Origin of the sequence: Cupriavidus sp. BIC8F (assembly GCF_032465815.1) — a bacterium.
Lineage (GTDB): Bacteria > Pseudomonadota > Gammaproteobacteria > Burkholderiales > Burkholderiaceae > Cupriavidus > Cupriavidus necator.
In genome coordinates, this window is the sequence record NZ_CP136094.1 from 1,474,146 (window position 1) to 1,493,854 (window position 19,709).

The 19,709-nt window shown below is 69.3% G+C and carries 21 protein-coding genes; 7 read left to right on the forward strand and 14 right to left on the reverse strand.

From position 1 onward, the window contains the following. The first annotated feature begins 6 nt into the window (after positions 1–6). Positions 7–657, forward strand: coding sequence for a pyroglutamyl-peptidase I (pcp, locus tag RS901_RS06860; RefSeq protein ID WP_316152283.1), 651 nt, complete (start codon positions 7–9; stop codon positions 655–657). 11 nt (positions 658–668) lie between these two features. Here the strand turns inward: pcp and RS901_RS06865 are convergent, their stop codons facing one another. Genes RS901_RS06865 through RS901_RS06885 form a run of 5 tightly spaced genes read right to left on the reverse strand, consistent with a single transcriptional unit; the run spans position 669 to position 5,561 of the window. Continuing rightward, entirely contained in the window at positions 669–1,919 is a 1,251-nt protein-coding gene (locus tag RS901_RS06865) for a VanZ family protein (protein ID WP_316152285.1), read from the reverse strand. A 19-nt stretch (positions 1,920–1,938) separates the two neighbouring features. Continuing rightward, the gene (locus RS901_RS06870) at positions 1,939–2,586 is read right to left on the reverse strand and encodes an ABC-type transport auxiliary lipoprotein family protein (RefSeq protein ID WP_410054160.1); all 648 of its coding nucleotides are present in this window, start codon (positions 2,584–2,586) and stop codon (positions 1,939–1,941) included. A 52-nt stretch (positions 2,587–2,638) separates the two neighbouring features. Then, the gene (locus tag RS901_RS06875; protein ID WP_316152287.1) at positions 2,639–3,577 is read right to left on the reverse strand and encodes an MlaD family protein; all 939 of its coding nucleotides are present in this window, start codon (positions 3,575–3,577) and stop codon (positions 2,639–2,641) included. Continuing rightward, complete coding sequence (locus tag RS901_RS06880; protein WP_316152290.1) at positions 3,574–4,428, reverse strand: ABC transporter ATP-binding protein; 855 nt, start codon at positions 4,426–4,428, stop codon at positions 3,574–3,576. The genes RS901_RS06875 and RS901_RS06880 overlap by 4 nt, the downstream gene beginning before the upstream one ends. Continuing rightward, entirely contained in the window at positions 4,425–5,561 is a 1,137-nt protein-coding gene (locus tag RS901_RS06885) for an ABC transporter permease (protein WP_316152292.1), read from the reverse strand. The genes RS901_RS06880 and RS901_RS06885 overlap by 4 nt, the downstream gene beginning before the upstream one ends. Before the next feature lie 172 nt (positions 5,562–5,733). Between RS901_RS06885 and RS901_RS06890 the strand changes: the two genes are divergently transcribed. From RS901_RS06890 to RS901_RS06900, 3 genes are read left to right on the forward strand one after another with little or no spacing between them, the layout of a single operon-like run. Continuing rightward, complete coding sequence (locus RS901_RS06890; RefSeq protein ID WP_316152294.1) at positions 5,734–6,615, forward strand: biotin--[acetyl-CoA-carboxylase] ligase; 882 nt, start codon at positions 5,734–5,736, stop codon at positions 6,613–6,615. After that, on the forward strand, positions 6,612–7,454 hold the full coding sequence (locus RS901_RS06895; RefSeq protein ID WP_316152295.1) for a type III pantothenate kinase: 843 nt from the start codon (positions 6,612–6,614) through the stop codon (positions 7,452–7,454). The genes RS901_RS06890 and RS901_RS06895 overlap by 4 nt, the downstream gene beginning before the upstream one ends. Before the next feature lie 41 nt (positions 7,455–7,495). Next, the gene (locus RS901_RS06900) at positions 7,496–8,221 is read left to right on the forward strand and encodes an SPOR domain-containing protein (RefSeq protein ID WP_316152296.1); all 726 of its coding nucleotides are present in this window, start codon (positions 7,496–7,498) and stop codon (positions 8,219–8,221) included. A 15-nt stretch (positions 8,222–8,236) separates the two neighbouring features. Here the strand turns inward: RS901_RS06900 and rfaE2 are convergent, their stop codons facing one another. The 9 genes from rfaE2 to RS901_RS06945 form a co-directional block, all read right to left on the reverse strand. Further along, positions 8,237–8,731, reverse strand: a complete 495-nt coding sequence (rfaE2, locus tag RS901_RS06905) for a D-glycero-beta-D-manno-heptose 1-phosphate adenylyltransferase (RefSeq protein WP_316152297.1) — start codon at positions 8,729–8,731, stop codon at positions 8,237–8,239. A 101-nt stretch (positions 8,732–8,832) separates the two neighbouring features. Then, positions 8,833–9,528, reverse strand: coding sequence for a hypothetical protein (locus tag RS901_RS06910; protein WP_316152299.1), 696 nt, complete (start codon positions 9,526–9,528; stop codon positions 8,833–8,835). A 78-nt stretch (positions 9,529–9,606) separates the two neighbouring features. After that, positions 9,607–9,840, reverse strand: coding sequence for a LysR family transcriptional regulator (locus RS901_RS06915; protein ID WP_316152300.1), 234 nt, complete (start codon positions 9,838–9,840; stop codon positions 9,607–9,609). A 624-nt stretch (positions 9,841–10,464) separates the two neighbouring features. Then, a complete protein-coding gene (locus tag RS901_RS06920; RefSeq protein WP_013955226.1) occupies positions 10,465–11,328 on the reverse strand; it encodes a ferritin in 864 nt (287 codons plus the stop codon). A 200-nt stretch (positions 11,329–11,528) separates the two neighbouring features. Beyond that, on the reverse strand, positions 11,529–12,719 hold the full coding sequence (locus tag RS901_RS06925; RefSeq protein WP_316152302.1) for a patatin-like phospholipase family protein: 1,191 nt from the start codon (positions 12,717–12,719) through the stop codon (positions 11,529–11,531). A 110-nt stretch (positions 12,720–12,829) separates the two neighbouring features. Next, positions 12,830–13,627 carry a polyhydroxybutyrate granule multifunctional regulator PhaM gene (gene phaM, locus RS901_RS06930; RefSeq protein ID WP_316152304.1) on the reverse strand — a complete coding sequence of 266 codons (798 nt, stop codon included), beginning with the start codon at positions 13,625–13,627 and terminating at the stop codon, positions 12,830–12,832. 74 nt (positions 13,628–13,701) lie between these two features. Next, positions 13,702–14,535 carry an enoyl-CoA hydratase/isomerase family protein gene (locus RS901_RS06935; RefSeq protein WP_316152306.1) on the reverse strand — a complete coding sequence of 278 codons (834 nt, stop codon included), beginning with the start codon at positions 14,533–14,535 and terminating at the stop codon, positions 13,702–13,704. Positions 14,536–14,654: 119 nt separating this feature from the next. Further along, positions 14,655–15,635: a fumarylacetoacetate hydrolase family protein gene (locus RS901_RS06940; RefSeq protein ID WP_316152308.1), complete on the reverse strand. Its 981-nt coding sequence runs from the start codon at positions 15,633–15,635 to the stop codon at positions 14,655–14,657. Between the two features lie 80 nt (positions 15,636–15,715). Next, positions 15,716–16,714 carry a tripartite tricarboxylate transporter substrate binding protein gene (locus tag RS901_RS06945; protein WP_316152310.1) on the reverse strand — a complete coding sequence of 333 codons (999 nt, stop codon included), beginning with the start codon at positions 16,712–16,714 and terminating at the stop codon, positions 15,716–15,718. A 180-nt stretch (positions 16,715–16,894) separates the two neighbouring features. Here RS901_RS06945 and RS901_RS06950 point away from each other — a divergent pair, with 180 nt between their 5' ends. The 3 genes from RS901_RS06950 to RS901_RS06960 are packed head-to-tail and all read left to right on the forward strand — an operon-like array spanning position 16,895 to position 19,670. After that, a complete protein-coding gene (locus RS901_RS06950) occupies positions 16,895–17,728 on the forward strand; it encodes an IclR family transcriptional regulator (RefSeq protein ID WP_316152312.1) in 834 nt (277 codons plus the stop codon). A gap of 58 nt (positions 17,729–17,786) precedes the next feature. Continuing rightward, positions 17,787–18,776 carry a DUF3108 domain-containing protein gene (locus RS901_RS06955; protein WP_316152315.1) on the forward strand — a complete coding sequence of 330 codons (990 nt, stop codon included), beginning with the start codon at positions 17,787–17,789 and terminating at the stop codon, positions 18,774–18,776. A 51-nt stretch (positions 18,777–18,827) separates the two neighbouring features. Further along, the gene (locus RS901_RS06960) at positions 18,828–19,670 is read left to right on the forward strand and encodes an alpha/beta fold hydrolase (protein WP_316152317.1); all 843 of its coding nucleotides are present in this window, start codon (positions 18,828–18,830) and stop codon (positions 19,668–19,670) included. The last annotated feature ends 39 nt before the right edge of the window (positions 19,671–19,709 follow it).

Consider the following 19,709-nt stretch of genomic DNA (forward strand, 5'->3'; position numbering starts at 1 on the left):
CCCGCCATGCGTACTGTGCTGCTGACCGGCTTCGAGCCGTTCGAGAATGAACCGATCAATCCCTCATGGGAGGCAGTGCGCGCGCTCGACGGCGAGCGCGTGGGCGACGCGGTGATCGTGGCACGGCAGCTGCCGTGCGTGTTCGGTGCGGCGATCGACACCATCGGCGAGCTGGTCGACGTGCTGCGGCCCGCGCTGGTGATCGCCGTGGGCCAGGCCGGCGGGCGCGCCGACATGTCGGTGGAGCGCGTGGCGATCAATGTCGACGATGCGCGCATTGCCGACAACGCCGGCGCCCAGCCGATCGATACCGCCATCGTCGCAGGCGGCCCGGCCGCCTACTTTGCCACGCTGCCGATCAAGGCGATGGTGCGCGACATGCGCGCGGCGGGCGTGCCGGCCTCGGTGTCGCAGACCGCCGGCACCTTCGTCTGCAACCATGTCTTCTACGGGCTGATGCACCGGCTGGCGCAGCAGCCGGATGGCGACGTGCGCGGCGGCTTTATCCACATCCCCTACCTGCCCGAGCAGGCGGCGCGCCATCCGGGCCAGCCGAGCCTGGCGCAGGAAACGCTGGTGAAGGGATTGCGCACGGCGGTGGCGACGGCGCTGTCGACCCGCGCCGATGTGCGCGAGCAGGGCGGGCAGTTGCACTAGTCCCGCCAGCGCTATTCCTGCGTACCGGCCGCGGCCGCCTCACGGCGCGCCGCGGCTTTTTTCCTGGCATGGCGGCGCAGGCTGACCTGTTCAAAACGCCAGATCACATAGCAGAACGCCAGGAACGGCCACAGCCAGCCCAGCCATTGCGCCAGGCTGTTGAAGTGGATGAAGCGGCCCATGCGCCAGCCTTGCTCCGAGATCCACGCATAGGGGTTGGATGGCAGCACATTGGTCAGCACCACCAGCACGATCAGCGCCACCATCGCCAGCACCGCGCGCAGCCAGCGCGGCAGGTACAGCAGCAGCGCCAGCACCAGCGAGCTGGTCAGCAAGGCAAAGCGCCCGCCCTCGGACAGCCAGACAAAGGCGCTCTCGGACGGAAACTGCAGTTCGGCCGCGGTGGCCTTGAGCAGCAGCGCCGCCGCCAGCAGGCCGGCCAGGATGCGCAGCATCGGCGCGCTGCGGCGCATCGCGATCGAGGCGAACAGGCCGGTGCCGACCCAGCTGCTGGCGGTCACCAGCGATTCCAGCAACTGCTGGCTCTGCATGTCCTCGGGCCGCAGGCCGATATGGTCCTGCCAGGCCTTCAGCTGCGGGAACACCATCTGCAGCACCTGCATCGGCCAGGACTCTGGGTCGGTCAGCCATTCGCGCACGATGCCGCCCATGCCGAACAGGTGCTCTTGCGGAAACACCTGCGCGAACGGCCACAGCAGCAGCAGGATGATGGCAAAGCTGGCGTGCGGCTCGAACCACGCATGGCGCAGGCGCGTCAGGCGCCCGTCGTCGATCAGGGCCCGGGTGAACGGCGCCACCACCGCGCCGCCCAGCAGCGCGCCCAGCGCATTGGTGATCAGGTCGATATTGGAAGAGATGCGGCTTGGCAGCCAGGTCTGGAAGGCCTCCATGCAGGCCGACAGCAGCGCCCCGGCCACCAGCGCCACCAGCGTGGCGCGCCCGCCCGACATGCGCGGATGCAGCGACAGCACCACCAGCGCGCCGAACGGGAAGTATCCCAGCACATTGGTCAGCAGGTCGAAGTCGGTGATGTAGCGCGGCTTGGGCGCGCTCAGGAAGGCAAACGGCGAAACGCCGTTGTCGACCCAGCCCGAGAACGGGTACAGGCTGGCGTACACGACCAGCAGCGTGAAGCAAATCAGCCCCACGCGGGCCAGCGGCGAGTGCTGCGGGCCGCTGGGTTCCGGCGTTGGCTGAGCCGCCGGGGGCGGCGCGGAGGGCGGCGGGGGAGCCGGCTCCATGGCATGTCTCCTTGCGTGTCTACTTTAGCTGCAGCGTGCCGATCCAGTCGAGCAGCGCCGCGATCACCGCGTCGCTGGCCTCGGCCAGCGCCTTGACGCCGCCGGCACCATCGGCGCTGGCCGCGGGCCGGCGCGCCTCGAAGGTGTGCTGGCCGAGCATGCCTTGCTGGAACACCGTGGCGCGCATCCGCACCACGCCTTCGCTGGTGGTGGCGCTGTCGAACACCTGGTCGAACTCGATCAGGTCTACCTTCAGCGCCGGCACGCTGCTGTCGCCGGACCAGCTCAGCGTGCCGCGCGCGGCCACGGCCTCGCGCAGCCGCTCGTCGAACAGGCGCGTGGGCGACATCACCCAGCGCTGCGTGGCGTAGGCCTGCAGGCGCTGCGCCTGCGCATACTGCAGCCGGTAGAAGAGGGCGTTGCCGTCCAGCCAGTTGGGCCCGTCGGTCTGCGCCACGCGCAGTTTGGGCAGCCGCGCCGGCACAGGGTTCCCGTTGCCGGGGGTGGCGGCGGCCGGCGGGCCGAGGTCGTAGGTGACGGTGGGGTTGTTGCCGCGCGTCAGCGCGCAGCCCGACAGCGCCAGCCCCACGGCGGCCAGCAGCAGGGCGGCCTGGAGGCGGGAGCGCGCGGATCGGAGAAAGCGTGGCATCTCGGTCGCAGGGTTCACGGCGGTATCTCGCGGTTGGCGGTATCGGGTGAGGGGCGGCATGGGGGTCGCGCTACGGTACGCTGAAGCCCGGCTCGCCCGGGCCCGGGGCAGGCGCGGGCGCGCCGAACAGCACGCTGCTCGGGCTCTCGTTGAACTGGCCGGCGGCACGCTCGAAGGTGCGCGCAGTCTGGCGCGCGTCGCGGGCCAGGCCATTGAGCTGCGGCAGGGTCTCTTCGCTGAAGGTGCCCGCCGCGGACTGCACCGACGAGGCCGCGCCCTGCATGTCGCGCCCGACGCTGTCGACGGTGCGCATCACGGTGCCGTTGGGGTTGGCCAGCTCCTGTGTCAGGCGCCGGGTCGATTCCAGCGTGGCGTTCAGGTTCTCGGTCACCTTCGGCAGCCGGTTGGCGGCCGGGCCCAGCGAATCGGACAGCCGCGAGTAGTCTTCCGCGGTCTTGCGCACCGCGTGGATCGCGGCCATCAGCTCAGTGCGATTGGCGCTCTGGAACATGTCGTTGAGCGAGGCCATTATGGTCTCGACCTGCGTCAGCAGCGAATCGCCGCGCTTTTCCAGCTCTTCGAAGAAGCCCGGCCGCATGGCGATGCGTGCCACCGCCTTGGGCGAGGTCGGCAGCGGCGGCGAGGCGGTGCCGTCGTGCGCGGCGGAGTCGTCGAGCTGCACGTAGGCGATCCCGGTCACGCCCTGGAAGCCCAGCGTGCCATAGGTGGTGCGCGTGATCGGCGTGTCCTTGTTGACACTGACGCGCACGATGATCTGGCCCGGCACCTGCGAATCGAACTTGATCGACTCTACCTTGCCCACCGCAAGCCCGCGGTATTTCACGTCGCCCTGCGGCTGCAGGCCGTTGACGGTGGAACGCGTGATCAGGTCATAGGGCACGCGCACGGCGTGGTCGCTGCTGAACCAGAAGATCGCGAACAGCACCAGCACGGCCAGGCCGATGGTGAACACGCCGGCAAGGAATGCGTGTGACTTGTTTTCCATCATGCTTCTCCAGGGGGCACCGCATCCGGCTGCCCGTGCGGTGGCAGCGCCTGCATGGCGCGCTGGGCGCGCTCGCCCAGGAAATACTCGCGGATGAAGGGGTGGTCCACCTTCACCACTTCCGCAATGGGCGCGGCGGCAATCACCTTGTGGTCGGCCAGCACCGCGACCCGGTCGGACAGCGCCACCAGCGTGTCCAGGTCGTGCGTGATCATCACCACGGTCAGGCCCAGTTCGCGGCGCAGTTCGCGGATCAGCGCCACGTAGTCGTCCGAGGCCATCGGGTCCAGCCCCGCGGTGGGCTCGTCCAGGAACAGCAGTTCCGGCTCCAGCGCCAGTGCGCGCGCCAGCGCGACGCGCTTGATCATGCCGCCGGACAGGTCCGACGGCATCTTGTCGGCGTCTCGCGCCGACAGGCCCACCAGCTGCAGCTTGAGCAGCGCGGCCTGGCAGATCAGGTTGTCGGGCAGCGCGCGCAGTTCACGCAGGGGCAGCGCGATATTGTCGATCACCGACAGTGCCGAGAACAGCGCGCCGCGCTGGAACTGCAGCCCCCAGCGGCTGCGCAGCGCCTGCAGCTGCGCCGGGCGCAGCCGGGTCGGGTCTTCACCGAACACCTTGATGGTGCCCGAGGTGGGCCGCTCCAGGCCCACGATCTGGCGCAGCAGCACGGTCTTGCCGCTGCCCGAGCCGCCCACGATCGACAGCACCTCGTCGCGGTAGACGTCCAGGTTGACATGGTCATGCACCACGGCCTTGCCGAAGCGCTTGACCAGTTCGCGCACCTCGATGACCGGGGTGCGGTCCTTGTGGACCTTCCCGTCCGGAGTGCCGGTAGCTGGCGCCGCGCTCACAGGCCCACGTCCTTGAACAGGATGGCGAAGACCGCGTCGGCCAGGATCACGATGGTGATCGCCGTCACCACCGAGGCGGTAGTGCCTTCGCCCAGGCTCTGCGTGTTGGGCTTGATGCGCAGCCCGAAGTGGCACGCGGTCAGCGCGATCAGGATGCCGAAGGCGACACCCTTGCCCAGGCCCAGCCACAGGTTGGCCACCGGAACGGCGTCGGGCAGCTCGCGCAGGAAGAAGGTGGCGCTGATGCCCAGCTGCATGCGCGCGGCCAGCATGCCGCCGGCCAGCGCCATCACATCCGTCCATGCCACCAGCAGCGGCATGGCAATGGCCAGCGCGATCACGCGCGGCATGATCAGCCGGAAGCCGTGCGAGATGCCCATCACGCGCATGGCATCGAGTTCTTCCGTCACGCGCATCACGCCGATCTGCGCGGTAATGGCCGAACCCGAGCGCCCCGCGATCAGGATCGCCGCCAGCACCGGCCCCAGCTCGCGGATCACCGCCATGCCGAGGATGTTGACGATAAAGGTGCTGGCGCCAAAGGTGCGCAGCTGGTTGGCCGACAGGTACGACAGCACGATGCCGATCAGAAAGGCCACCAGCGCGGTGATGCCAAGCGCCTTGTAGCCGACGTTATAGATATTGGCCGAGATCTCGCGCCAGGGGCCGCGCTGCGGCACGCGCGCAAGGCGCAGCAGGTCGAAGGTCAGCTGGCCCAGCATGGTGACGCCGATGCCCAGCTGCGCGCCGAACGACAGCAAGTTCGCCCCGAACAGCGTCACCGGGTTGAAGCGGTCCACCATGTGCTTCTTCCAGCCCTCGTCCTGCACCGCGGCGATGCGCTCGAACACGCGGCGCTGGCCCTCGCTGGCATCGAGCCGCTGCGGCAGCGCGCCGTTCCAGGCCTGCCACAGCAGTTGCCCGCCGATATGGTCCAGCCGCTCGACGCCGGCCAGCGACCACTGCGCGCTGTCTGGCGCCTGCGCCAGCTCATGCAGCTGCGCGCGCAGCTGCCGCGCCTGGTGGCAGCCGGCCAGGGCGAGCGCGGTCCAGTCGCCACGCAGCGCTACGCTGACGGTTCCGTCCCCGCGCGTGATATGGAAGTCTGGCGTCGTCTGGCGTTCCAAGGGCATGCGATGTGATGACCGAGTCTCGATTCTAAGCCACCCGCCCCGCTGGCGCGACCGCGCCGTGCCGAGGCGGCGGCGCGGCTACAATGCGGCATCTGCCGCAGGCACCCGGGGCGCATCCCTGCCCCCGCCTGTGTTTTCTACGATCGCCATCGATCCCAGTCCTTTGCCGCGCATGTCCGCTGTTCCTCCGACGCCATCCGACCCTTCCGCCCGATCCGGCGCCAACTGGCGCATCGATGCCGGCGCGCTGCGCGGCATGCTGTCGCCCGCGTTGAGCGACTGGACGCTGGAGCTGGTGGAGGAAACCGGCTCCACCAATGCCGACCTGACCGCGGCCTGCCGCCAGGCGCCGTGGTCCGACGCCGGCAGGCTGCGCCTGGCCTACCGCCAGACCGCCGGGCGCGGGCGCCAGGGCCGGCCGTGGCAGGGGCAGGCAGGCATGACCTTCTCGGTGGCACTGCCGCTGGAGCTGGCGCCGGCGCAGCTGAGCGGCCTGAGCCTGGCCGTGGGCCTGGCGCTGGCCGAGGCCCTGGGCGATGTCGAGGCGGGCCTCGGCGCACGGATCGGGCTGAAATGGCCCAATGACCTCCAGATCGATGGCCGCAAGCTGGCCGGCATCCTGATCGAGGCGGTGCCCGCCGGGCCGCAGCGTGTCTGGGCCGTGATCGGCATCGGCCTGAACCTGGTGCGCGACGCGCAGATGGAAGCGGCACTGGGCCGCGAGCTGGCGGGCGTGGCCGAGGCCATGCCCGGCTTCGACGCGCAGCGCGATGCCCCGCGCCTGCTGGCCGCGCTGCTGGAACGGCTGGCGGCCATGCGCACCGCGTTCCTGGCGCACGGTTTCGGGCCGATGGCGCGACGCTGGTCCGCGGCCGATGCCTACCGCGACCAGCCGGTGCGGCTGCTGCACGATGGCAAGGTGATCGCCGAAGGCATGGCGCGCGGCGTCGACGAGGCCGGCCACCTGCTGCTGGAAACGCCGGCGGGGCTTGAGCGCATCGCCAGCGGCGAGCTGTCGCTGCGGCCCGCGCCGGGGCAGGGAGGCACCGCATGAGCGCGCCGCAGTTGCTGATCGATATCGGCAATACCCGCCTCAAGTGGGCCTGGTGCGAAGCCGGTGCGGCGCTGCCCGCCACCGGCGCGCTGCCCACGCCGTGGCAGCACGGCGGCGCGGTGGCCCATGCCGACGCCGGCGCGCTGCAGGCGCTGGCCGCTGACCTGCGCGCGCTGCGCGGCAGCGGGCCGATGCCGTCGGTGTGGATCAGCAATGTCGCCGGGCCGGTGATCGCGGCCGCCGTGGATGCAGCGCTGGCCGACGCCTTCGGGGGCTGTGCGCCGGTGCAATGGGTGCGCAGCGCTGCCGCGCACGGCAACCTGGCCAACGGCTACCGCGAGCCCACGCAACTGGGCGTGGATCGCTGGGTCGGCGCCATTGGCGCGCACCGCTGGCTGCCGCACGACACGCTGCTGGTGGTGACCGCGGGCACGGCCACCACGCTGGATATCGTCACGGCCGCGGCGGACGGCAGCGCGCGCTTCGAGGGCGGCCTGATCCTGCCCGGGCTGGCGCTGATGCTGGGCACGCTGGCGCGCAACACCGCGCAGCTGCCGGCGCTGGACGTGGACGATGCCGGCACCGTGGCGGGCGCGCACCTGCGCTGGGCCGACAACACGCACGACGCCATTGCCGCGGGCTGCCTGGCCGCGCAGGCCGGCGCCATCGAACGCACCTGGCGCGCGCTGGGCGAGCGCGGGCCGGCGCGTCGCCCCGTGCGCTGCCTGCTGTCCGGCGGTGCCCGCGGCGCGCTGGCAGGCGCGCTCGCCGTGCCGTTCGAGATGCACGATAATCTGGTGCTGCTTGGCCTGCACGCAATGGCATTGGCCGGCGCCTAGCCGCTGCGCAACTTCTCACACGCCTCAATCCACCCCGACCCATGACCGCCCCAGGCCAGCCCGCCCGGCCACGCTCGCCGCGCATCGTCCCGCTGTTGCTGCTGCTCGCCAATGCCGTGCTGCTGGGGGCGGTGCTGGGGGTGTTCGGCGCGAACCCGCTGGCCGGCTGGTTTGAAACGCCGCGTGAGCCGCAGCGGCTGCAGCAGCAGGTACGTGGGGAGCGGATGCGGGTGCAGGCGCCGGCATTGGCACCAGCGTCGGCACCAGCGGCGGATGCCGCACCGCGCAGCGCGCTGCCGTCGGCCACGCTGGCTGCCTGCATCGAGATCGGTGGCTTCAGCGCCCAGGCGGCGCGCCGCGCCACTGAAGACCTGGCCGCCGCGGCGCTGCGCGTGGAAGCGTTCGCGCGGCAGGAACAGGTGCGCTGGTGGGTCCACCTGCCCGCGCAGCCCACGCGCGAGCATGCAGAGCGCAAGCTGGCCGAACTGCGCCGGCGCAATGTGACGGAGTACTCGCTGGTGACCGCCGGCACGCCCGAGGCCACCACCTATACGGTGTCGCTGGGCCTCTTCCGCGAGCGCGAGCGTGCCGAGCAATATCTCGATTCCCTGCGCGGCCACGGCGTGCGCACCGCCATGCTGACCGAGGCCGCGCGCCCGCTCACGCGGCAGTGGCTGCGCGTGCGCGATGCCGACGACGCGGCGCGCGCCCGGCTCGAGGCCATGCGCCAGCGCTACGGCGCCGAGGACGTGCTGGCCTGCTCCTGAGCGACCTGAGCTGCCCTAGCTGCCCTGGCGTACCCTGGTCAGCAGCTTGGTGGTCGAGCGGTCGTGCAGGAAGGGGATGGCGTAGGCCTCGCCGCCCCAGCTGCGCACCAGCCGGGTTTCTTCCAGCGTGTCGATGTCGTAGTCGCCGCCCTTGACGTAGATGTCGGGGCGCACCAGGCGGATCAGCTCCACCGGGGTCTGTTCGCGGAACATCGCGACCAGGTCGACCGACTCCAGCGCGGCCAGCAGCGCCATGCGGTCCGATTCATGGTTCAGCGGGCGGTCGTCGCCCTTGCCCAGCATCTTCACGGAAGCGTCGCTGTTGACGCCGACCACCAGGCTCGCGCCCAGTGCGCGCGCCTGTGCCAGGTAGGTGGCATGGCCGCGGTGCAGGATGTCGAAGACGCCATTGGTGAACACCAGCGGGCGCGGCAAGGCGGCAATGCGCGCGGCCAGCGCGGCGGGGGTGTCAGGCAGGGTCAGCTTGGATTCGAAAGCGGGTACGGACATAGGGTCGGCATCGGAAATTGGGGCTGGCCCCTGGTCGGAGCCGGCGCGCTTGCCCGAGATGGTACCCCTTCTTGTGATCCCCGCCGGCGGTGGGGCCCTGGTTACCCCGTCACGCACAGCCTCATGGCGGCGTCGTTGGCGACATCCCTGGCTACCGGACCGGCAACCGGCTGGGCCTGCTGCACCGACGCGGTGGCAATGCCGCGCAAGGTGCCCTGCAGCGCCTGCCGCACGGCGTCGATATGCGCGGCCTGCGCGTTGCCGGCCAGGTAGAGCAGGCGCACGCTGGCCCACGCCGGGAAGCCTTCGGGTACGTCCGCCACATAGGCCGCGTTGGCGCCGTCGACCCAGGGCACGTTGTACTTCAGCACCGGCGTCACGCCGCCGCGCGAGCGCCACAGCGCCATCTGCGCATTCCATGACGGCGCCACGGTCAGCCTGACCTCGTCGGCCATGCCGGCCAGGTAGCGCCGCACGGGGTGTTCGGTATCGGCGTCGTCGGTCAGCAGGGTCCAGTGCTCGCGCGGGTCCGGCGCGCCCCTTTCGTCCGGATTGCCGGCGGCTCGCGCCGGTGCCAGCCGGATCAGGCTGCGCTGGGCCATCATCACGTGCTCGGCCATGACGCCGCCCGCGCAGGGCAGTCCGTCGACCGTGACGGCGCAGTCGATCTGGCCCCGGGCCAGGGCCTGCCCGGTGTGCTGGCCGTTGCCGATCGTGCTGGAGGTGAGATGCGCATCGGGCAATGCGCCCGCCAGGCTTGCCAGCACCTGCGCCAGTGCGGGATCGCCGAGCGCCATCGACAAGCCTATGCGCAGCACCTGGTGCGACCCCGCACTGCGCTGTGGCCGTTCCCCGGCCTGCGTCACCAGGCCGTGTCAGCGTTCAAGCATGCCGGCCGCGGCGCGCTCCAGGCGCAGCCCGTATTCAGTCGGCACCACGGAGCCACGCCGTTCGATGAACAGCTGGTCGCCGGTCACGTCGCGCAGCTTGCGGATGGCATAGGCCACCGTGGGCTGGCGGATGCCGAGAGCCTGCGCGGCCAAGCTGATGCTGCCGTAGCGCATCACCTGGACGAACACGGACAATGCCTTGAAATCGATATGCCGCAATCCTTACCCCTGCCAGATCGTTATCGCGCGCCGATATGAAAATGTGCTCGGCAGCATTGCCGTGCCAACAACGCCTGGCCCGTACGTTGCGGGTGGGCGGATTTCCGGGCGGGGCAACCTGGTCGTGAAGGCTGCCGCGATGCCACCGGGCAAATGGCGCTGCGGAAAATTGCCAGCTGTGGCTGGCGGTAATTCGGATGTTATCGGAATTACGATGCATTACGCCGCGAATTAAATAAATTCGTAATGCCGAATTTACAACGAATTGACCGTCAGGATAATCGCCGCGTGATTTAAATATTTTATTTTGGGATATGAATTTATTCGACGAACGGGCCCCAGGCATGGGTTTGCCGCCGCCGCGTTACAGCGCGGCAGTGCGTGGGGCGGGAATGGAATGATGTAGTAACCAGCTACTACCTGCATGGCAGCTGGCTCGCTTATCATACGACGCGCTTGAATTTCCAGGATAAGGAAATCAGCAATGCAGAATACCCGCCACAGCCGGACCAGGTCCGGTGCGCCGCGGCGGGTCGCATTTGTCGGGAATGCGTCAAGGCAAAAGAAGGGCAAAAAAAAGCCCCGCTTCGGCGGGGCTTTTTTTCGTGTTGTCGGACTGGCCGCTCAGGCTTGCGCCGGCTGGGCCCCGCCCGTGCCTTGCAGGCTGGCGTTCAGTTCCTTGCGGTAGCGGTTCAGGTCCTGCACCGTTTCGAAGGTGCGTTCGAACAGCAGCGACATGTTGTGCAGGATCCGTTCGATGACCTTCTTCTCCCAGCCTTCGTCAAAGCGGATCTGCTCGTCCAGCCAGTGCTCGAGCCAGTCCGGATCCGGCAGGCGCGACTGCACCGTGTCGTTGGGGAACAGCGCCTTGTTGACGTGCAGGTTGGTCGGGTGCAGCGGCTTCTCGGTGCGGCGGGCCGAGGCCATCAGCACGCCGATCTTGGCAAAGGCGGCGCGCGCGCTGTCGCCGAACTGCGCCAGGTACTTCTTCATGTAGCGCAGGTAGGCGCCGCCATGGCGGGCTTCATCCTGCGACAGGGTGCGGTAGATATGCTTGATCACCGGTTCCGTGTGCCATTCGGCTGCGCGGCGGTACCAGTGGTTCAGGCGGATCTCGCCGCAGAAATGCAGCATCAGGGTTTCCAGCGGCGGGGCCGGATCGAACTCGAAGCGCACCGCGTGCAGTTCTTCCTCGGTCGGCACCAGGTCCGGGCGGAAGCGGCGCAGGTACTCCATCAGCACCAGCGAGTGCTTCTGTTCCTCAAAGAACCAGATGCTCATGAACGCCGAAAAATCAGAATCGTGGCGGTTGTCGCGCAGGAACATCTCGGTCGCGGGCAGGGCGGACCATTCCGTGATCGCGTTCATGCGAATGGTCTTGGCCTGGTCGTCCGTCAACATGCTGGCGTCAAAGGTATCCCAGGGGATGTCCTTGTCCATGTGCCAGCGGACGGCTTCCAACGATTTGAACAGTTCGGGGTAGAGCATGGTAAGCCTTTGAAATCACGGGCAGATTCTACCAGATGCGAATTATTCTCTTCTCCTTTTTTAGTCCGGATCGGGGCAAATGCAACGCTTTTTGACGCGGTTTGGCGCAGCCGACTGCATATTGCGGGCGATCAGCGCAACGCTGACACGTCAATGTGCCAGCCGCGGCGCCTGGCAGGACGCCATGTGGGGCAGGCTGCTCAGGGCGAAAGTGCACGCTCGCCCGCCGGCAGCGCGGCCGGTGGCGTGCCCGGGACGATGCCGAACAGGAACGCTGCCAGCTCGTCCGCCTGGGCCTCGGCGTCGCGCTCGCCCAGCGCCATCAGGGCCTGGGTGAAGGCGGGTTCGAACAGCAGGTAGCTGGCAAAGGCGGCGCCGCGCGCCTCGGTGCCGCCCAGTGGCGCCAGCAGGGCGCGCACCGTGCGCGGCAGCTGCTTCTGGTGCTCGGCGGCAATGGCTTCGATCGGCTCGCTGGGGGCGATCGTCATCACCTGCACCGGGCGCCAGCCCTCGCGGTCGCCGGCCAGCTCCGGCATGCGCGCCAGCAAGCGGTTGATATGCAGCAGCCGCTCCAGGTCGGCGTTGAGTCCATCCAGGAAGATGCTGGCCAGCGCCTGCCCGCCCACCTGCGCCAGCGACGGGTAGCCGCCGGCCGGCACGGTGTCGTACCAGCCCGAGCGCTGGCGCGAGGCCGCGCCGATCGCCAGCACGCGCGACGCGCCCAGGTGGATCGCCGGCGAAAGCGGCGACATCTGCCGCATGGTGCCGTCGCCGAACCACTCATGGTGGCCGTCCAGCTCCAGCGGCATCGCTGGGAACAGGAACGGAATCGACGCGGATGCCAGCAGGTGGTCCACCGTGATCTGCGCCGGGATCGCAATGCGCTGGCTGCGGTGCCACGGATGGATGCGGTGGTGCGACTGGTAGAAGGTCACGTGGCGCCCGGTGCTGTAGGACAGCGCGGTGACCGCGAACGCCTGCAGCGCACCGCTGTCCAGGCTGGCCTGCACGCGCTCGGGCTCGAACAGCTCGCCCAGCATGCTGCCCAGCGGGGTGTTGTCGAACAGGGCGCGGGGCGCGCGCCGCTGCGTGGCCCAACCCAGCGCCAGCGTCGACAGCCAGCGCGCGCCCGACATGCCCACGCGCAGCACGTCGGTGCGGTAGACGTCGTCGGCATGGATGCTGTGCCACAGCGCCGCCAGGCTCTGCGTGGCGGCCTGGAAGTCCCCCGCCTGGATCGCCAGCCCGGCGCCGTTGACTGCGCCTGCCGAGGTTCCGGCGATGATGCCGAACGGCATCGCGCCATGGCCCTTGCCGTGCCGCGTGGCAATGCGTGCCAGCCCGCTCAGCACGCCCGCCTGGTAGGCGGCGCGCGCGCCGCCGCCCATCATGATCAGCGCGGTGGCGGCGGGGTTGGGTCCGGATTGCAGCGCGGGGTGGGGGCGGGAAGGACTCGCGGTGCATTGCGTTGGCGTGGACGAATTGTCGGGCGTTTTGGCTGTCAGGCTGCGCTGCTGCCGTTGGCGCCGTGGCTGCCGCCGCCGTTGTTGCCTCCGTTCTTGCCATTGTCATCGCCGTTGCCCGCGTCCTTGGCCGGCTTTGCCTTGGCTGCCTTTTTGGCCGGCGCCTTCTTTGCCGGCGCCTTCTTCGCGGCAGGCTTGCCCGTCCCGGCGGAGGCGGCCTTGCCGGGCGCGCCCGTCTTCGGCTTTGCAGCGGGCGCTTGCGCTGCGGCCTCGGGGCCGGCCGCGGCGCCGAAGCCACCCATGCCGAACGGGGCGATGCTGGCCGCGGCGGCGCTGCTGGCGATCTGGTTGAACTGCTGTTGCAGCAGGTCCCACCACAGCGCGGCGTTGGGTGGCAAGGTGGAATCCGTGTCGCTTGCCGCAGCCTGCGGGTGCTCGGCGGCAGGCGGCTCCGGTTGCGCACCGCTGCCGGCATCCGCGCCGGCGGCGCGCTCCGGCGCCGCGGCACTGGGCGTGTTGGCCGCGCGCGCGACGTTCTCCATGGCGGACTGCATGGATTCGGGCGACAGCGCGTTGCCGAAGGTCTGCAGCGCCACCAGCGTGGCGCGCTGCACTTCCAGGCCCTGGATGGTGGTGCGCAGCAGGTTGGTGTTCAGCTGCAGCCAGCTCTCCACGGCCTTCAGGTCGGCAATGCGCTTGTCGAGGTCGTCGAGGTCCATCGGCGGCGTCATCGCCTGCAGGCCGGGCATCAGGCCGGCGGGCATGCCGCTGCCGCTGCCCCACAGCCGGCGCATGAAGTCGAAGCCGTTGGTGAAATCGGGAATCTGTCCGAACATGGTCGAGCGCTCCGTGTGCGGCGCAGCCCCGGGATTGGCCAGGAGGGCCCGTCGGGCCGGCGGCTGCGTCGTCGTTACCTGAATTGTGGCGGCCGCTTCTGGCGCAGGCTCGCCATGCCTTCGTGCACGTCGGGGCCGGCAAAGCCCATGAATTCAAGCGCCAGCGAGGTATCGAAGGCGGGGCCGGCCATGCGCAGCCAGTTGTTGAGGGCATACTTGGTCCAGCGGATCGCGGTCTGCGACCCGGCCGCCAGCCGGTTGGCCACCTCGAACGCGCGCGCCACCAGTTCGTCCTCTTCCACCGCCAGCGAGACCAGGCCGATCCGCTCGGCTTCCTCGCCGCTGACCGACTCGCACAGCATCAGATAGTACTTGGCCTTGGCCATTCCGCACAGCAGCGGCCACACGATGGCGGCATGGTCGCCCGCAGCCACGCCCAGCCGGGTATGGCCGTCGACGATGCGCGCGGTCCTGGCCGCGATCGAAATATCGGCCAGCAGGCCGGCCACCAGCCCGGCGCCGACGGCGGGACCGTGCATGGCGGAGACCACCGGCTTGTCGCAGTTGATGACGTTGTAGACCAGGTCGCGCGCCTCATGCCAGACGCGGGTGCGAGTCTCGAAATCGTTGGCCATGTCCTCGACCAGGGCCAGGTCGCCGCCGGCCGAGAAGCCCTTGCCCTCGCCGCGGATCAGCGCCACGCGCACCTCGGGGTCGGCGGATACGTCGCGCCAGATCTCGGCCAGCTCGCGGTGCATGTTGGCGTCCGCCGTGGCCAGCTTCTGGTTGGCCGACTGGGCCGCGCCCATGATGATTTCGAGGATGGGGCCGTGGCGGCGCAGCGTCAGTGCGCGATAGCGCTCGTAGCGGGGGGAGAGGGGTGTGGAGTCAGCGGTGGGGGTAGTCATTGGGGGCCTGAGAGGTACGGGTTAGCGGCGCGCCGCATGCATCGTTATTTGCCAACCGATCGGTCGGTTAATTATATGCACATCCGGCTCGCCACCGCACCCCGCGGCCCCAATGTGCGTCAGGCCGCTGCCACCAACTGGTCGATCGCGCCGAATACCGAATGGCCCTGCGCGTCGAACATCTCGATCTTGACCGCGTCGCCGAACTTCATGAACTCGGTCACGGGCTTGCCCTCATCGATGGTTTCCAGCATGCGCTTCTCGGCGATGCAGCAGTAGCCCTTCTTGCGGTCGACGTTGGAGATCGTGCCCGAGCCCACGATGCTGCCGGCACGCACATTGCGGGTCTTGCAGATATGGGCGATCAGCTGGCCGAAGTCGAACACCATGTCGGTGCCGCAGTCGGGCTGGCCCACCTTCTTGCTGTTCCAGTGCACCGTCATCGGCAGGTGCACCTTGCGCTCGCACCAGGCCTCGCCGAGTTCGTCGGGCGTCACCGCCACCGGCGAGAACGCCGTGGCCGGCTTGCTCTGGAAGAAGCCGAAGCCCTTGCCCAGCTCGGCCGGGATCAGGTTGCGCAGCGAGACATCGTTGGCCAGCATCACCAGGCGGATGGCTTCGCCGGCCTGCTCGGGCGTGGCGCCCATCCTCACGTCGCCGGTGATCACGGCCACCTCGGCCTCGAAGTCGATGCCAAACGCCTCGCTGGCGCAGACGATATCGTCCTGCGGACCGACGAAGTCGTCCGAGCCGCCCTGGTACATCAGCGGGTCGGTCCAGAACTCGGGCGGCATCTCGGCGCCGCGCGCCTTGCGCACCAGCTCGACGTGGTTGACGTAGGCCGAGCCGTCGGCCCACTGGTAGGCGCGCGGCAGCGGCGCCATGCAGTCCCTGGGGGCGAACGGGAAGGGGTGGCGCGCGCGGCCGGCGTTGAGCGCGTCGTACAGGTCCTGCAACTGCGGCGCATAGAAGGGCCAGTCGTCCAGCACGGTCTGCAGCTTGCCGGCGATGTCGGTGGCGTAGTGGGCAGTCTTCAGGTCGCGCGACACGACCACCAGCTGGCCGTCGCGCGAACCGTCCTTCAGGGTTGCGAGTTTCATGAATGCAGTGCGGTAGGGATCGGGGGCGCCCGCGGGGCCGGCGCAATGGCCGCTAGTCTACCGTGGCCCGCCCGCGCCAGTCAGTCGACGGTGATGCCCTTGGCCTTGATCAGCTTGCCCCAGCGCTCGCCCTCGGCGCGCGCGTAGCTGGCGAATTCCTCAGGCGTGCTGTAGACCGCCTCCACGCCGACGCCTTCCAGCTTCTTCTGCACTTCGGGCGTCTTCAGCGCCTTGACCAGCTCGGCGTTCAGGCGCGTGACCACGGCCTTGGGCGTGCCGGCCGGCGCCACCATGCCTTGCCAGGCGTAGGCCTCGAAGCCGGCCACGCCGCCCTCGGCCACGGTCGGCACGCTGGGCAGCACGGTAAGGCGCTTGGGCGTGGCCACGCCGAGCGCGCGCAGCTTGCCGGCCTGCACATTCTGCTGGCCCGAGGCCAGGTCCAGGAACATCAGGTCGACCTGGCCCGCGAGCAGGTCCTGCACCGCCGGCGCCGCGCCCTTGTAGGGCACGTGCGTCATCTTGACCCGGGTCTGGTCCATGAACAGTTCCATCGCCAGGTGGTGCGGGCTGCCCGCGCCCGGCGAGGCGAAATTGACCTTGCCCGGGTTTTTCTGCGCGTACTCGACCACTTCCTTGAGCGTGCGCGCCGGGAAGTTGGGATTGGCCACCAGCACCAGCGGGAAGCGCGCAAGCTGGCCGATGTAGACGAAGTCCTTGTCCGGGTTGTACGGCAGCTTCTTGTATAGCGACGGATTGGCGGCCAGCGTGGCGGTGTCGGCGGTCAGCACGGTGTAGCCGTCGGGCTTGGCATGCGCCACGGCATCGGCGCCGACGATGGTGGCCGCGCCGGGGCGGTTGTCGATCACTACCTGCTTGCCCAGCCCCGGGGTGATGGCCTGGGCCACGGTGCGCGCCACCACGTCGGTGCCGCCGCCGGCGGGATAGGGCACGACCCAGCGGATCGGCTGCGACGGCCAGTCGTCGGCGCGCGCGGGGGCGCTGGCGGTGAACAGGGCGGCAAGCAGGGTACCGGCCGTCAATGCGGCGAGGGCGGGGCGAAAGTAGCCAAGGGGGCGCATCGGTTGTCTCCGTGTTAAAAAGGGGCCCGGTTCGGGCGGGCTTGCACGAGAGGCACGCCGCCGGCCAAGTCTGTTGCGAGGAAAGTCTACCGATGGCTTAAAAATTGGTAAATCGATTTCGCTATAGTAAATTTACCTACGAATTTCCCCCGCCCCCGGGGATAGCCAACCATCCGCCGCATGTCAGAGATCGAAGAAGAAGACACCAAGCTGCGTTCCGGCATCCAGTCCATCGAGGTGGGCTTCAGGCTGCTGCAGGCGCTGGCGGTGTCGCCGCGCGCGATGATGCTGCGCGACCTGGCCGCCGCGGCCGGCATGAACCCGGCCAAGGCCCATCGCTACCTGGTCAGCTTCATGCGGCTGGGTGCGGTGGCGCAGGACCCCGTCAGCGGGCGCTATGACCTGGGCCCGTTCGCGCTGCAACTGGGCCTGGCCGGGCTGAACCGTCTCGATCCGGTCAAGAAGGCGCGCCCGATCCTGTCGCAGTTGCGCGATGAACTGGACCTGACCGCCGGCATTGCCGTGTGGGGCAACCACGGTCCCACCGTGGTGCACTGGGAGGAGTCCAGCCATCCCGTCACCGTCAGCCTGCGCCTGGGCGATGTTATGCCGATGCTGAACTCAGCCACCGGCCGGCTCTACGGCGCCTACCTGCCGCGCAAGCAGACCCTGCCGCTGATCGAGCGCGAGCTGGGCGCACGTGGCAATGACGGCCTGCCCGACATGCCGCGCTCACTGGCCGATTACGACGCGATCTGCGCCGAGGTGCGCGCGCATGGCGCGGCGCGCACGCTCGGCGGCGTGCTGCCGGGCATCAATGCATTCTCGATGCCGGTGTTCAACGCCAACGGCCACCTGGCCATGGGGCTGATCGTACTGGGCGCGCAAAGCATATTCGATGCAGAATGGGGCGGTACGATGGATCGTCGCATCCGTGACATCGCCCAACAGCTCTCATCGGAACTTGGCTACCTTGGTGCAGCCACCCCGGCCGGAGAAACCGGCCAATCCTAGTCTCCACGCCCGGCCCGGCGCGGATCCCCGCGTCTGGCGCCGGCGGCGCTGGATCATCGTGATCGCCCTGGTGCTGCTGGTCCACGTGCTGGCCGTAGTGGGCTTTGTGCGCATGCCGGGGCCGCTGATCCCGGTGGATGTCAGCAGCACGCCCACGCTGGAAGCGGTGCTGCTGCCGCCGCCCAGGCCGCCAGCCCCGCCCGCGCCGCGGCCGGTGCCGCGCCCGCAGCCCAGGCCGGCCGCGCCGGCCCCGCAACCCGAGCCGCAGGAAGCACCCGCTCCCCCGCTCGCCACCAGCCCGCAGGGCCCGGCCGAGATGGCTTCGGGCACCGGCGGCGAAGGCAGCGCGGCCAAGCCTGCCACCCCTGCCGCCGCGCCATCCGGCGGCCCGCAGGGCGGCGTCGATGGCGTGCGCTACGACCCGCCGCCGTCGGCGACGATGCACTACGCCAGCTTCGTCAACGGCGTGCAGAACCCCGACGGCCTGATCCGCTGGGAGCAGGACGGCAGCCGCTACCGGCTGGCGGTCGAAACCCGCGTGTTGTGGTTCCGCTTTGCCTTCCAGAGCGGCGGCGCGATGGCCGTGCAGGGACTGTTGCCGGAACGCTACGAAGAACGCCGCCGCAACAAGACCGAGAGCTCGCGTTTCGATGCCGCGGCCGGCACCGCGGTGCTTGCCTCGGGCACGCAAGCCCAGTTCCCGCCCGGCGCACAGGACCGCTTCAGCGTATTTCTGCAGCTGGTGGGGCTGGTGCGCGGCAATCCCCAGCGATATGCCACTCCGGGAGTGACGGAAACGTTCCTTGTGGCCGACACGCGGGATGTGGAACCCATGCAAGTGCAGTATGTTGGAGAGGACGAGATCGAGACCGGCCGCGGCGTGATACGCGCAAAGCACTTTGTGCGACTGCAGCGCCGAGCCAATGACCGGCGCCGCGTCGAGCTCTGGCTGGCGCAGTCGCTGGGCTGGATGCCGGTGCGCCTGCGCCAGACCGAGCCCGACGGCACCCAGATCGACCTGGTGTACCGCGGCAAGGAAGGGCAGTAGGACCGCGGCGCGCGCCTCCCGACGCATCATCCAACCGAAAGGAGCCCAGCCATGACCGTTGCCACGCCACCCGTCGAAACCCACCGCATCCACGCCGAAGGCGCAGACCTGCACGTGCGCGTGGACGGGGCGGACGGGCCCTGGGTGATCCTGGCCCACGCCCTGGCGGCCGACCACACGCTGTGGGACGCCACCGCGCAGCACCTGGCGGGCCGCTATCGCGTGGTGCGCCCTGACATGCGCGGCCACGGCGCCAGCGACGCCCCGCTCGGGCCCTACACCATGACGCGGCTGGCCGACGACGTGGTCGCGGTGATGGACGCGCTGCAGATCCCGCAGGCGCATTTCTGCGGGATTTCCGTGGGCGGCATGATCGGGCAGACCATGGGGCTGCGCCATCCCGAGCGGCTGTTGTCGCTGGCGCTGGTGGCCACCAACAGCCAGACCCCGATGGAGGCGCACCCGATGTGGCACAACCGCATCGGCCAGGCCGAGGCACATGGCATGGCCGGCATGGCCGATGCCACCCTCGGGCGCTGGCTGACGCCGTCCTTCCATGAGGCGCATCGCGACCAGGTGTCGCGCATTCGCGACAGGCTGGTGGGCACGCCGGTACGTGGATATGTGGGTGTGGCCGAGGCGATCATGGCTTTTGACCTCGCCGGCGCGCTTTCCCGCATTCATTGTCCTACGCTGGTAGTAGCGGGCGAGCAGGACCAGGGCGCAACCGTGGCGATGGCACAGAGCATCGCCGCGGCCATCCCCGGTGCCAGGCTCGAGGTAGTGCCGCAAGCGGCGCACCTGGTGCACGTGGAGCAGTCCGAGCGCTTCCATGCCGCGCTGGACGCCTTTCTTGGGAATGCCGCATGCGGGGGGCAGTGCGACGTTCCGTGACAAGCAACACACTGATGTGGAAGGCTCAAGAAACTTGTT

What these genes read in the sequence shown, in the direction of transcription:
- pcp (WP_316152283.1), top strand. Translation starts at nt 7, where the DNA reads ATGCGTACTGTGCTGCTGACCGGCTTCGAGCCGTTCGAGAATGAACCG.
- RS901_RS06960 (WP_316152317.1), top strand. Translation starts at nt 18,828, where the DNA reads ATGACCGTTGCCACGCCACCCGTCGAAACCCACCGCATCCACGCCGAA.
- RS901_RS06890 (WP_316152294.1), top strand. Translation starts at nt 5,734, where the DNA reads ATGTCCGCTGTTCCTCCGACGCCATCCGACCCTTCCGCCCGATCCGGC.
- RS901_RS06940 (WP_316152308.1), bottom strand. Translation starts at nt 15,635, where the DNA reads ATGAAACTCGCAACCCTGAAGGACGGTTCGCGCGACGGCCAGCTGGTG.
- RS901_RS06935 (WP_316152306.1), bottom strand. Translation starts at nt 14,535, where the DNA reads ATGACTACCCCCACCGCTGACTCCACACCCCTCTCCCCCCGCTACGAG.
- rfaE2 (WP_316152297.1), bottom strand. Translation starts at nt 8,731, where the DNA reads ATGTCCGTACCCGCTTTCGAATCCAAGCTGACCCTGCCTGACACCCCC.
- RS901_RS06875 (WP_316152287.1), bottom strand. Translation starts at nt 3,577, where the DNA reads ATGATGGAAAACAAGTCACACGCATTCCTTGCCGGCGTGTTCACCATC.
- RS901_RS06945 (WP_316152310.1), bottom strand. Translation starts at nt 16,714, where the DNA reads ATGCGCCCCCTTGGCTACTTTCGCCCCGCCCTCGCCGCATTGACGGCC.
- RS901_RS06920 (WP_013955226.1), bottom strand. Translation starts at nt 11,328, where the DNA reads ATGCTCTACCCCGAACTGTTCAAATCGTTGGAAGCCGTCCGCTGGCAC.
- RS901_RS06885 (WP_316152292.1), bottom strand. Translation starts at nt 5,561, where the DNA reads ATGCCCTTGGAACGCCAGACGACGCCAGACTTCCATATCACGCGCGGG.
- RS901_RS06950 (WP_316152312.1), top strand. Translation starts at nt 16,895, where the DNA reads ATGTCAGAGATCGAAGAAGAAGACACCAAGCTGCGTTCCGGCATCCAG.
- phaM (WP_316152304.1), bottom strand. Translation starts at nt 13,627, where the DNA reads ATGTTCGGACAGATTCCCGATTTCACCAACGGCTTCGACTTCATGCGC.
- RS901_RS06910 (WP_316152299.1), bottom strand. Translation starts at nt 9,528, where the DNA reads ATGGCGCTCGGCGATCCCGCACTGGCGCAGGTGCTGGCAAGCCTGGCG.
- RS901_RS06865 (WP_316152285.1), bottom strand. Translation starts at nt 1,919, where the DNA reads ATGGAGCCGGCTCCCCCGCCGCCCTCCGCGCCGCCCCCGGCGGCTCAG.
- RS901_RS06925 (WP_316152302.1), bottom strand. Translation starts at nt 12,719, where the DNA reads ATGATGGGCGGCGGCGCGCGCGCCGCCTACCAGGCGGGCGTGCTGAGC.
- RS901_RS06895 (WP_316152295.1), top strand. Translation starts at nt 6,612, where the DNA reads ATGAGCGCGCCGCAGTTGCTGATCGATATCGGCAATACCCGCCTCAAG.
- RS901_RS06900 (WP_316152296.1), top strand. Translation starts at nt 7,496, where the DNA reads ATGACCGCCCCAGGCCAGCCCGCCCGGCCACGCTCGCCGCGCATCGTC.